The sequence below is a fragment of the Bacteroides sp. AF39-16AC genome (assembly GCF_003602735.1).
Taxonomy (GTDB): Bacteria; Bacteroidota; Bacteroidia; order Bacteroidales; family Bacteroidaceae; genus Bacteroides; species Bacteroides uniformis.
The window spans coordinates 1-13,666 of sequence record NZ_QTLN01000006.1 but is presented as its reverse complement, the minus strand read 5'-3'; the positions used below and the strand labels follow the sequence as shown (position 1 = coordinate 13,666).

Annotated in this window: 8 protein-coding genes; 2 read left to right on the top strand and 6 right to left on the bottom strand. The window is 44.8% G+C overall.

Annotation, left to right across the window (positions count from 1 at the left end):
* Positions 1-80: 80 nt before the first annotated feature.
* From DW039_RS07335 to DW039_RS07325, 3 genes are all read right to left on the bottom strand, one after another.
* Positions 81-2,633 (bottom strand): hypothetical protein, encoded by a 2,553-nt coding sequence (locus DW039_RS07335; protein ID WP_117878795.1) that lies wholly within the window; start codon positions 2,631-2,633, stop codon positions 81-83.
* A gap of 65 nt (positions 2,634-2,698) precedes the next feature.
* Entirely contained in the window at positions 2,699-6,712 is a 4,014-nt protein-coding gene (locus tag DW039_RS07330; protein WP_181986318.1) for a hybrid sensor histidine kinase/response regulator transcription factor, read from the bottom strand.
* 148 nt (positions 6,713-6,860) lie between these two features.
* Positions 6,861-8,924 (bottom strand): acetate--CoA ligase family protein, encoded by a 2,064-nt coding sequence (locus DW039_RS07325; RefSeq protein WP_008662517.1) that lies wholly within the window; start codon positions 8,922-8,924, stop codon positions 6,861-6,863.
* Positions 8,925-9,092: 168 nt separating this feature from the next.
* On the opposite strand from DW039_RS07325, the gene DW039_RS07320 reads away from it, so the two are divergent.
* On the top strand, positions 9,093-10,025 hold the full coding sequence (locus DW039_RS07320) for an acyltransferase (RefSeq protein WP_117703811.1): 933 nt from the start codon (positions 9,093-9,095) through the stop codon (positions 10,023-10,025).
* Here the strand turns inward: DW039_RS07320 and DW039_RS07315 are convergent.
* From DW039_RS07315 to DW039_RS07305, 3 genes are all read right to left on the bottom strand, one after another.
* Positions 10,012-11,031: a sensor histidine kinase gene (locus tag DW039_RS07315; RefSeq protein ID WP_117703810.1), complete on the bottom strand. Its 1,020-nt coding sequence runs from the start codon at positions 11,029-11,031 to the stop codon at positions 10,012-10,014. The genes DW039_RS07320 and DW039_RS07315 overlap by 14 nt on opposite strands.
* A gap of 10 nt (positions 11,032-11,041) precedes the next feature.
* Entirely contained in the window at positions 11,042-11,800 is a 759-nt protein-coding gene (locus DW039_RS07310; RefSeq protein ID WP_117703809.1) for a LytTR family DNA-binding domain-containing protein, read from the bottom strand.
* 65 nt (positions 11,801-11,865) lie between these two features.
* Entirely contained in the window at positions 11,866-12,774 is a 909-nt protein-coding gene (locus tag DW039_RS07305) for a DUF6268 family outer membrane beta-barrel protein (protein WP_061412155.1), read from the bottom strand.
* Positions 12,775-13,020: 246 nt separating this feature from the next.
* On the opposite strand from DW039_RS07305, the gene DW039_RS07295 reads away from it, so the two are divergent.
* Positions 13,021-13,461, top strand: a complete 441-nt coding sequence (locus DW039_RS07295) for a DUF6078 family protein (protein WP_005834355.1) — start codon at positions 13,021-13,023, stop codon at positions 13,459-13,461.
* Positions 13,462-13,666 lie beyond the last annotated feature (205 nt).

Sequence of the window (13,666 nt, the reverse complement as noted above, 5' to 3'; positions counted from 1 at the left end):
ATTTGTCATGATATTAAAATTATACCAGATATTTTCTATACCAATACATAAGCTCCCTTACAGTCCATACATAGTCTTAGTCAGTATCCCGACGTCAAACGTTGGGGTGTATTCAAATATTTATGGACTACCGGATCTTCCGGTGCCTCTGGAGTATTCACAATAGACATCGGAATATAATACGAATCAGCCATATCAGTGAGCTGCTCAACAGACTGTTTCCCTTCACGGTATGTCAAATCAAACTCAAAATTCATTTCACCGGGAGAATCTACACAGAAGTTAACTACCCATAAGTTATTGTAAAGCATACCATAAAGTTCATTTTCTTTTTTAGGAGCATCCTGCAATCGCATCCCCATATGATGTCCTCCAAAACTGACAATTGGAACGTCTCCTGACGACCAGATCCGTGCACCATCCTCCGCTTCATATTTCACCCAGCTGTCTATAACAAAAAAGTCCTTGCATGAGTTAGGTATTTGTTCTTTGTACAGCTCATAAGGAATTCCTCCATTGGTAGCAACCGGTTGTCTACAATCCTGAGGAAAAGGAAACTTAGCATAGAATACTTCTGGTGCTATTGATGAAATTCTGTCAAAGAAAATATTAACCTTCGCTCTCGGAACCTCTTTGAAAATCTCAACCTGACGGTTCATATTCTTCACCCTTGGATGTTCCATATCCTGCGAAACAATCCATGAATAAGGTGTTTCTCTCACTTTAGCCTTACTTTTCGGTTTTGCCCACTCCATTCTAGTAATCTCATTGAACTTCTCTATACGTTGTGCTTCATCCATATGCATATAGATATCACCTTGAGACCATCTGTCCATATCATTGAAGTGTACTACCATGAAGTCGGCAAGCCCTTCCGTAAACAACGGTTCATCCATACCTTTCCAGCGTGCAGATGTCACCCAACCGTTCTTATCAAAAGATAACTCCGGCAAATCTATTTTCTTATCAATAATCTCTACCTCCGAGGTATCAAGTGCAAAACGAGTAAACGAATTAGCCGGCATATCAGATACCCAAAACCATGCCTCAGTTCCTCCGGGAATCGCCTCACGACTAGTATTAAGATTCTCATCAACTACCCAGCGCCAAACATAATCTCCCTCTTTAAACAAAGGATATGACTTTCCATTCTCCAAGTTTCGTACAGATTTATAGTCTACCTCCCTAAAACCGGTAACATCCAGTTTAACCCATCCTGTATAAGATGCATTTGCCGCATTAACAACATACAAACCAGCATCTGCCTGCGCGAACTTATTACGTGCCAGTTGTGCCAGTAAATATTTTCCCCGCTCCCACGGACGATAAGCAAAACCATTCTTTTCATTCAGCTGTCCTTGCGTATATAAACTATAAGGTGCCTCTGAAGTCTCATTAGAACCATATGTATGTTCAAAATAACGGCATAACAAACGGTTAATCTCTTTCAATTCATCTTTAGCTCCACTATTCAGTTCTCCCCATACTGGCGAACTGATCGCTTTTGTATGGTAAACAGCACGACGTGCCACTTCCATCTCGCGTGGCATAGCTGCACCACCAAAAGCCCACCAATCTTGCCACTCACCTTCGAAAGTTCTCAATTGATTTCCAATCTCCTTTTCTATATTCCTCATCGCCTCACCTGCTGTTTTCATACGCAACATAGGCTTGAAACCCATCTCATTCCATTTTTTGATAAAAGCAAGCAACTGTGGCATAGGACCATCATTATCACATCTCCACTCATTGGTAAAAGTCAATGTAAGGAAGGGGTAATCGTACCCTTTTTCTCTCAAATCCTTCAAGCGTTTCACACACACATCATATGCTCCATGCATAGATACATCATCAGTCTGTAGAATATTACCATTGCGCGGCCATGATGTTTGCGTATTGGCATATTCCCGCTGTTGTAAACGCCACTCCTTTTCCGCAAAGAAAAGATAACCTTGCCAATAAGGATATCCTGACCAAACCAAAAGTTTTCTATCATCAGGCATTTTCCACCAAAAAGCACCAGGTTGCTCTACCGGAGAACCACCCCAATGCGGATTAATGCCAGTCCAAATATAATGTATGTCACGGTCAAGTAACCTTGTTGCTGCTGCACGTGGGAAACCATTCACATCATGTTGCATACCCACTTCAATATCCAATTGAGACCACATATCTTTAGGAATCCAGTCAAACATCTCATCCCATTGTTCCTTATTGGCATAAGGGTGTATATGAAAAGGCATAGCATTGATTCCAATCTGTTTGTTTTCAATCATGTCTAGCATTGATTCCCGTCTGTCCTCAGAAGCTGAATTCCACCATGAGTAAAATGGATCTAACGCTTCTACTGTCCATGCAAACCGATTCTCCGGAATTTCATCTTTGGTCTTCAATGCCAAATCCAATGCCACATCAATAAAACGTTTATGCAAATCAACAGCAATCAATGCATGGTCAGTATAGCCATAATCAGTATGTGTGATATGAACAATATCAATATACTTAAATCCTAGTGTGTCTTTTCCCTCTACACTGCTCTCTACCGTATTTTCCGTTGTGTTTTGACAACTGCAAACCAAGGCGCCCAAAAGGAACAGTGCACCGATAAATAGTTTGTTAACCATACATTTCATAATATTCCGATTTTTGATATTTATTTTTTATTGAAAATACATACTTTACCCTGAGACCTTCCACTTCAGTCCACAAAATCTTTAGGTAATACCCCAAATTGTTTTAAGAAACATTTGGAAAAATAAGAAGGAGAATTGAACCCTACCATATAGCAAATTTCATTGACCCGATTTTCACCATCCTTCAACAATTGGGCTGCACGCTTCAGGCGTTCTATACGCAAATATTCATTAGGAGTCAAATCAAGTACTCCCTTTATTTTCCGATAGAAATTAGAACGGCTCATATTCAGCATTTCAGCCATATCCTCCATACTGAACTCCGGACTATGAAGATTAGAAAGAATTATTTCATTCAGCCTTTTAATGAATTCCTCATCAGCCTTTGTCAACGCCATTGTATTGGCAGCCACAAAGGGAGACTTGGCAAAAGTTTGACGTAGCGTTTCTCTATTCTTAATCAAGCTGGCAATCGCAGCCAAAAGATATTCCGGTGAGAAAGGCTTCTCAATATATGCATCAGCTCCTAGCTCCAACCCCTCTACTTTAGACTGTATATTAGTTTTAGCTGTCAATAGGATGATGGGGATATGACTATAATCCAATTTGGATTTTACAGTCTTGCATAACTCAAAGCCATCCATTAGTGGCATCACGACATCACTTACAATCAAGTTCACAAAATTTTCATCCAATATACGCAAAGCCTCTTCTCCATTGACAGCTGTCAGAACGATATACTCATGCGACAACTGCCTACTTACGAAAGAAAGCATTTCCGGATTATCTTCAACTACCAATACAGTATATCTGTTTTCATTATTTTCTTTAAGCTCCTCCCACTTCGCCTGGAGTTCGGCAGAAGGTTCCATATTACTGACATCCCCAGATTCCATCGTAATAGCATTATCTTGGGTGAGTGGTAGAGTAAGGCAAAATATATTTGCGTCTTCTCCCTCCACCATTCGTAAACTTCCCCGATGCAGTTCAGCCAAAGAACGGGAAAGCGCCAGTCCAATACCTGTGCCGGAAACCACCTTTCCATTTTCCTCCCCATTAAAACGGACAAATGGTTTGAATATTTCCTCCTTCATTGTATCCGGTACGATAGGCCCATCATTCACCGTCCGAATATGGAATATTCCATTCTCCACAGCCATATCCGTTTCCAAGAAAATCTGCACATAGCTCTCTGCATACTTCATGGCATTGCTCAACAGATTACTGAGTATCTTGGTAAAAGCTTCTTTATTGACATGCGCGTAGCAAGCCCGTTCAGGTATTTTCAAAGTGAGATCCAGTCCTTTCTGTTTGGCAAGAGAAGTAAATCTCAAATGTGTCTTCTGTACTACTTCCGTTATATTGCATCTAGTGAAATTCAAACTGAATCCTTGACTTTCAGTCTTGCGAAAATCCAATAACTGATTCGTCAGATTCAGTAAGCGTTCCGTATTCTGTTCCATGATATTCAGATCCTCACGAGTTTCCGCATCAACATCTTTTTTTAGAATGATATTTTCCAAGGGTCCTTTAATCAAAGTTAAAGGAGTACGTATCTCATGTGCCACATTCGTAAAGAAATCGAATTTTGCATTATAGATTTCACGTTCTTTCTCCTGCTCGAACTTTTCCATCTGCCTTTGTTGTTTTCTGTTATTCCGCTGCTTCAGATAGAGATAAAGATAGGCAAAGAAAATCAAGAACAGTAATGCATAAACGACATATGCCCAAACAGAAAGGTAGAAAGGCGGCAGAATACGGATATGTAAAGTCGTCTCTTCTTCATTCCATATTCCATCACTATTGCCTGCCTTTACCCGAAACGTATAATCTCCATAATGCAGGTTAGAATAAGTCACCAACGGACTCTCCCCTACAGTCAACCACTCACTATCAAAACCATCCAACTTATACATCAGTTTATTCATCTTCGGAGCCTGATACCCCAAAGCAGCAAGCCGGAAAGAAAAAGAATTTTGCTCCGCACAGAGTAACAACTTATCCGAGAAAGTAATATTTTCCTGTAACGGCGAATTCTCAGCACCAGCCCGCATCTCTTTATTGAAAAGGAGAAAATCGGTAATGACGGCAGAAGGAACATATTTATTTTCCGAGAATGTCTTTGGATTGAAGGCGACAAAACCGTCAATACTACCAAAATAGATAGTACCGTCCTTATCTTTAAAACTGGAACGATAGTTGAATTGGTCACTCGGCAACCCATTTGCCATCGTATATACTTTTACTGCTCCTGAAGTTAAATCAAAACGGGCTAAACCATTATTCGTCGTTAACCAGAATACCCCGTCTTCATCTTCTGCAATTTGGTAAACCACATCATTCGGCAATCCATTACCGGTATCATAGCGCGTAAAATTGTCTGTTTCCGGATGAAACAGACAAATTCCTCGTCCCTGGGTAGTTAGCCAGACATTCCGGCGTGAATCTTCAAAAACACTCAGAACCTTATTGTTGGAAAGGCTCTTTTCATCTTTTTCATTGTGTACATAATTCTTCCATTCTTTCTTACTGACATCATAACGAAAAACCCCACAAACATATGTAGCCAACCACAAGTTTCCACTGGTATCTTCCTTAATGTCATACACAAATATTCCTACTAATTCCGGAATTATATCAAAACTGTCCGTTTGTCTGTTATAACGCATCAAGCCACATCCTGTCCCAATATAAATGTCCCCTGCAGCAGTCCTGCAAATAGCAAAAACATTATTGTCATTCAAGGAATGTGGGCCGCCGTCATATTGATATGACCTTACAATAGTTTCCGTACGGGTATCAATTACCTTCAGTCCTTTGGAAAAAGTTCCTACCCAAAGCTCATTCTCTACCGAACACAACCCATGCACATTTGTAAAACCAAGACTCGGAGTAAAGAACTTGAATTCCTTCGTCACCGGATCAAACCTATTCAATCCACCATCTTCTGTTCCAATCCATAACTTTCCCTGACTATCCTGGCAGAACTCACGTATCCGTTTCCCATGTAAGCCATCATTCACTCCCTTCGGATAATATCTTTCAAAACAAGTATATGAATGCGGATAGTAATTGATACCTCCAAAATAAGAGCCTATCCAAACGCCACCTTCGCAATCCTTACACAAAGAATAAACTGCATTATCCGACAGTGAATACGGATCATACATAGAACTTTTCAAATGCACATATTTATCTGTTCGAAGATTATAAATATAGATCCCAGACTCACATCCTATCCATAATTCATCGTCAGAAAAAGACATCAACTCACGGCACCATATCCGTTCCCCCGTCTCATCTGTCAACAGCAAATCGCGGACTTTTCCCGAACTAAGATTCATTTCCTTTATACCTCCACCGACAGAAGCTATGTAAAAGCAGTTATAAGCCCCCGGCAGTACCTTCATGAGCGGATCACCTTCAAAGACCTTCTTACCATCGGAAGAGACAAAAGGATGAATCGTCTTGAGTCCGTCTTTTGAATAGAACAATCCGTTTCCATAAATCCAAATCGTTTCACTGTTATCAAAAACAACACAATGTACATTCGAAGTCAAAAAAGGGAACTCCTTAAGTGTATGGTTCCTCAATGCCTTTGTCTGCAAATTATAATGGAATATACCCTGGCGTTCTACCGTAATCCACACATCTCCATTTTTGTCTCCAACAATCATGGCTGCAGCATTATCTATGGTAGTACCTTCATCACTTAACTGTTTGAAAGGCTCAAAAACATCTCTTTCCGGATAATATATATACAATCCCATATCCGTACCCACCCAAATATTGCCTTCCACATCTTCATATAGAGCAAGTATATAGTTGTTCCCAAGACTATACTCATCTGTCCTATCATATTTGAATATCTTAAATGACGAACCGTCATAGCGGTTTAGACCGTCTTTGGTTCCAAACCACATAAAGCCGGCTTTATCTTGTAGAATATCGTATACTGTATTTTGAGATAGTCCGTCCCGGATAGTAAGACTATTAAGATAATAGTGCTCCCCGATTGTTTGTGCATAACAAGTGAAAAAACATATCAGGCATATAAAAGCTATCAGCATTTTCTTCAGATTCGTGTTCTTCATCGCTCTATTATTTAGACCTCAAATATAGGCCATTTTGCCAACGAACGATAAAAAATGCGTCCCAATGAATGAAAGATTCGTCCTATCCCCCTCTATCTCGCTAGATAAGGGGGATTTAGAGCTGCAATATTTCCTACTTCTTTTCTATCCGAATGCGCGCATCCACCGCTATCACCTGCTTTTCAGTCGCCAACAATGGATTGATATCCATCTCCTTGATTTCCGTTGCAAAGCGCAGCAAGGTGGAAAGCCGTACAATAATTTCGGCAAATTTATCTTCATTCACTCCCTTCTGCCCACGCGTACCTTTGATAATCTTATAGGCACGCAACGAGTGAATCATGGAGTAAGCCTCCTCGTAGGACAACGGTGCAAGACCGGAAGATATATCCTTCAGCACCTCCACAAAAATACCGCCCAGGCCGCAGAGTACCACATGTCCGAACTTCTCTTCATATTTGGCACCGATAAACAATTCCGTCCCTTTCAACATCGGCTGCACCATGATAGCACTAGCTTCGGGAATCTGCATCATACGGTCGAATTCCAATGCCAAATGCTGTTCACTCTTGATATTGAGCACAACACCGCCCACATCCGACTTATGCACCGGCCCCACCACCTTTGCCACCACCGGGAACCCCGTGCGACGCGCAAAGGCAAGCACTTCTTCCTTGTTGTCCGAAACAAACTCCTCCACAATAGGAATACCTGCAGAGCGGAGCAATGCCTGCACATAGTGCGGGGCGATATAACCGTCCGCAGGAATGGAATCTATAATCCGGCGGATACGGGGAACATCCACTCCAAAGAGCTCGATTTCATTATTGGCAGGCCGCGGGGCATTCATTATCCGCGAAAGTGCCGTGCCGAGAGTCACCTCATCGGCAAAGTTCACATGGCCCTTTGCCAGGAAAGCGGCAACCTCGGCTCCCGCCGTATTGATGGAAGGAAGAATCGGAAAAATCGGCTTCTTGCAATGCAGCATCTTCTCGTGCAGCACATCATACATTTCAAACATGGTCACCAGCCCCGGAGTGCCGAAAATAGCCATTACAGCATCAATATTGTCAAACTTCTCCTCACAATACTCCAGACAGAGGCGCAGATGTTCCGGCGTACCCGTAGCCAGAATATCAATGGGATTCCCCACAGCCGCACCGGGGAAAAGCTTACCCTTAAGTTCCTCCGCCACCGGTCCTTCCAGTTTCGGAACATTCAGTCCACCCTTACTCAATGCATCGGTCAGCATCACTCCCGGACCGCCGGCATGAGTAATGATGGCGAAGTTTTTCCCTTTCAGTTCCGGCAGTGTGAAGATACAACCTACGGTCGTCAGCTCCTCGCGCGAATAGCAACGCACAATACCCGCCTTACGGAACAAGGCCTCTACCGCCGAATCGCTACTGGCAATGGCCCCCGTATGCGAACTCGCCGCCCGGCTGCCGCTTTCGCTACTGCCCGCCTTGATGGCCGCAATCTTGCAGCCCTTCTTGATGAGCGAGGATGCATGAAACAGCAGACGGTCAGGGTCACCGATACTCTCTATATAAAGAAGTTTTATTCTGGAATCCGCTTCCGGATTGAAGTGTTCGTCCATGTATTGCAACACATCCTCCACGCCGATTTGCTTGGCATTGCCCACAGACCATACAGAGTTGAATTGCAATCCCTTGGTCACGGCGCTCTCCAATATGAACACCGCTGTGGCACCGGAGCTGGAAATCAGGTCCACCCCTTGCGGATGCAGTTGCGGGATGGGCTGGCTGAATACACTGTGATGCCACGAGTTCATAAAACCGATACAGTTGGGGCCTATCAGAGAGGCTCCATACCGGTTCACCGTTTCCAGTATGCGATCTTCCAGCACAGCACCCTCATGGGTCTCCTCACCAAAACCGGCAGAAAGGATAATGAACGCCTTCACCTGCTTCTCCGCAGCAAGCATCTCCACCGCATCGGGACAAAGCGCGGCAGGTATGGCAAGGATGGCTAGGTCCGTATCGGGAATGTCCTTCACATCCGCAAAGGCAGCAACACCCTGCACTTCAGTCTCTTTCGGATTCACGGCACGAAGCTCACCGGTATATCCGCCGCTAAGCAGATTTTTCAGGATAGCCCCTCCGGGTTTGTGTACATTGTTGGATGCCCCCACTACCACAATACTGGCCGGGTGAAGTAATTGGCTTGTTATCATAGTCTGTTTTACATTAAGTTAATGATTCATGCACAAATATACATTTTCCATGCATAAAAGCAATCGGTAAAAGAGAAAATAAGCTTAATCCCTTTGCAAAATATAAATAAGTTTACGGAAGTATATATATTTGTGCCATCAATAACAATACGCAGAAAACTACCCTATATGGAAAGCCGTGTCAAAGAGATAGATTATCTGAAATGCATCTTCATCACCCTGATGATTATCTTCCACCTTGTATACATAGGCGACAAGTATCCGTATGCGAAACAAATCGTCTATACGTTCCACATGTCCGCTTTCCTGATTATTTCGGGCTATCTGGCCAATAATCGGAAGGATGCCCGGAGCTTTCTCCGCAAGTTTCTATGGATTTTCATTCCGTATGCCTGCATGGAGGCGGCCTATACGGTGATGTCGCATTTCCTGCCCGTACGCGAAAGTGTAGATGCCATTACTCCTGCTATATTGCTCGACAAGATATTCCTCCATCCGATGGGGCCTTACTGGTATCTGCATACACTGATTCTGTGCAGCCTCATCTATTATATCACATTCCGCTATGTACGGCTGTCGGTTGTCTCCCGGCTGGTTGTGGCCGGTGTCTGCCTGTTTGCCCTTTCCTATTGGGGAGGATTGATGAACTTCTCCAATGCCCTCTATTTCCTTATCGGCATGACAGTGAGCCAAAGCGGGCTTCGTTTTACACAAGTCTTTCGCGCCACAACCTTCGCCATTGTTCCATTCGTAATACTATGCTGTTTTCCCGCCAATCTGGATAGGGGTACTCTGGCAGGAGTCGCCATCACCTGGCTTTCCATCAGCCTGCTGTTGGCAGCCTACGGCTATCTGCCGGTACAAGCCAAACGGCTTTCCTTCTTTATAGGGCGCAATACGCTGGTCATACTCCTTTTCTCACCCATTTTCACCATTCTGTCCAAGGCGTTCCTGTCCGTGTTCGCCTTCGACCCTACGGGGATGCTGTTCCTTGTCACTGCCACCGCCTTCACTCTTAGCGGCTGCATGGGTATGGCGTGGGCTATGGACAAGATGCACGTTTCCAGATTCTTCTTCGGGAAGAGGACTATATTGTGCTGAGACGGTTCACGTCTTCGCCCACAAAGGGAAGTTTCACCACAAACTCCTTTTCGTCCTTAAGAATCTCCACCAGCGTGCCGTATAGGGCATACTGCCGTTGCAGGTTCTTCAATCCCGCTCTATTACTGGCCACATAGTTGCGCAACTGAAGATTGTTGCGTACCGTAATCCCTTCGTTTCCTATGGATATATGGACTATCAGCGGCGACTTCTTTGTACTGATATTATGCTTCAAGGCATTCTCCACAAGCATCTGTATGCTGGCAGGAATGACGAGACAATGATGATTCCGCAAATCATCTTCTATCTCCACATGCAGCGCATCGCCAAAGCGGATATGCTCCAGGTATAAATACGACTCTACGAACGACAGTTCTTCCTGCACGGTCACCGTAGCTCTGCCATGCGTAGTGAGCAGATAACGGTACACCGTAGACAGCTTCTTGGCAAACCGGTTCGTCTTTTCGGTATCCTGATAAGCAAGGGAGGCAAGGACATTCAGACTATTGAATAAGAAATGGGGATTAATCTGGTTTTTCAGCACCTCGAACTGATACAGCGCCTTCTCCTTCTCGATGACAGCCATCTGCTTCTCCATCTCCGAACGTTGCAGGCTATAGAAGAATATCTCTATCTGCAGAACGATAATCCAGTTCCACGGCACTACCGGCAGGGAGCTTCTCAAGATATGCCAGAAATTTCCATGCCCGCCCATCAGCAGGAAGTTCAAGATGTACGTCAACAGAACAACCAGTGCAGTGGTCAACACAATATCCACCAGAATCCTCACCGCATTGTTGCGCTGTTTCAGTCTTTTATATATCAAGTTGATAACCCCAAAGTCGATGAACCCCAGCCCTATGCACAAAGGAAGATTCAGAAAGAACTGCACCATGATATTCGCATACCACGGCTTACCGCTGATGACGTTATAAACGCACCCTATGACAAGCAACGAGACGGAAACCGTCAGTATAAAAAGGAATATGTATCTCTTATGCCTCATAACTTATAACTCATACCACTCCGTCCACCCATTTCAAGAAATCGGCCACGCGACTGCGGCTCACCAATACCTCGTGCGGGCACTCCGGCTCGAAGTAAAGCTTCAAGCGACTGCCGAAGTACCTGGAACTCTTCCGGATGGACCTAATGTTGGATATGCAGCTCCTTGAAACCCTAAAGAAAACATCCCTATCCAGCATTCCCTCCAACTGGTCCAGCGAGTAGCTGATGATATACCGTTTCCCGAAGAAGAGGTGCAGATAAGTCAGCTTGTCCTCACTATAAAAGAAAGCGACATCCGGAGTTTCTACGTAGCGGAAGGTATCGCCCACCTGCACCAGAAAACGGTTCTTCTTGTTGGCTGCCAAGTAGCCGAGTTCCAGTTGCCGATATTCGGGAGCCGCAGTACGGAGGGCACTGTTGCGCTCGAACTTGCACAAGGCTGCTTCTAGGTCGCTTTCTTCAATGGGTTTCAGCAGATAGTCGATGCTGTTTACCTTGAAAGCCTTGATGGCATATTCGTCGTAGGCGGTGGTGAAGATAACGGGCAAATCGACGGGACACTGCTCGAATATCTCAAAGCTCAACCCGTCGGACAAGCGGATATCTACAATCATCAAGTCCAGGCTGCCCTGACGCAAGAGCAGTACAGCCTGCTCCACGCTCTCTGCCCAGCCCGCCAACTGCCAGGAAGGGCGCAGCCGTTGCATCATACGCTTCAGCTCTTCGTAGGCGAAGCGCTCATCTTCTACTAATAAATACTTTACCATAAAACGTGTCTGTTATTGCGACAAAGATACTATTTTACCTCTTGTCTTTACTAAAATGGCATTTGTCATTTCAGCGTATACCTGAATCCCACCGTCAGGCGCAGAGTCGGTCTGAAGCAAGGCTCGTCCTCATCGTTCTTGAAGTTATTGAGAAAACCTTTCAAACTACGGTCCGACATACTTATTCCGCGTATCCAGTTACCGCCCACTCCCAGATAAACAGCCGTCTTCCTACTCAACTGGTACGAAGGACTGATGTATGACCTCAGCATGACGGTAGAATAGATTTTCGATTTCCCGTCGACTTCCATCACGGCAGACATGCCGTCCATATCGAGGGCGGTCAGTTCCAGCTTCAGCTTCTTGTTCAGCCAGGTGGCGACGGACACTTTCATGCCGCTGGACATATCCACTTTCAGTTCATACCTGCCGGCATTCCTCCAACTGAAGTACATCATGGGCAGTATCATCGGGATACCATAAGAGTTCGTCAACCCCGCACCGATGCCCAAGTCGAGGTTCTTCCGCAGTTTATAGACAAAGATGATTGCTCCATTAGCCAGTAGGGTCTTCATGGAAACCCCGTCCAACGGGGCATAGACACCGCCGCCCACAGAGGCTATGATACTCCACTTGTCGGACAGGGGACGGATGTGGGAGATATTCAGACTGGCATTCAGCAGATTGTCCGGATTCAACTCCCGCGCCTGCCCCTTATTATGGAATACGCCATAGGCAGCATTGACGGTTGCCGACCACGCCACCAGCCTGCCCTTGTCGTCATGCCTGACGGAAAGCGGCAGGTTATACCTTCCCGATACCATCATCAGGCTGCCCGAACCATACTCGTTGCCGAGGTCATCCTTCAACGAACTTTCGGGCAGATAGTCGTAACTGATATAGCCTTGCCCCCGGCAGCAGAACGGCCACGCCGCAAGCCACAACACCAATAGAATCACAGAGTTTGTCCTCATGGGAATATGCAAATGTTTTCTGCAAATATAGTCCTGCGGCAAGTAAGCGGGAAGCATTTACGGACGGGGTGCGGAATGGGGAGGACGAAATGCGGAAACCGGAAGGCGGAATGATTCCATGTTTTACGTTACGCATTTCACGTTACGTAAAATACATAATATTTTCGGGATAAAACAAATATCAGGTGAAGCACCCATCAATCTCCAAACTAATTGTACCTTTGCGGAACTTTAAACAAAAAAATGATGAAAGAAGAAACTTTCGATTATTCCAAAGTTCCCCATAACTTCGGCTTATGCGCTACTGACACATGCCCTTATACTGACACCTGCCTGCGCCGGATTGCATATACGTATGCACCCTCAAACAACATCTTCCTATATGTACTGAATCCGAAAGCAATAGAGTCCACAGCGGGAAAATGCAAATATTATTGCTCGAATAAGAAAGTGCGCTATGCCAAAGGCTTTATCCATACGGCAGAAGCCATCTCTGTCGGCCAGTCCGGCACGTTCCGCTACCGGCTCATCGGCTTATGGGGTATCCGAAGATATTATCAGAAGCGGAAAGGGGAAACTTTGCTCTCACCAACCGAGCAGCAACAAGTCATTGCAATTGCCCGTAACTTAGGACTCCAACGGGCGGAGTACTTCGACGCTTATGTAGAAGAGTACGACTTCACATGACGGCTCCGGTCACCTCACATGATAACTCCGGTTACCCCAAACGGTAACTTCATTTACACTACGAGGTAAAAGGCTTTACACTATGGTGTAACGACCGTTACAATATGGAGTAACGGCCGTTACACCCTATGGTAAACTGCTTTACATTAGAAGGTATGTCTTTTCCTGATTTAGCTAGACGCTTTTTCTTTTTATAACCGATATC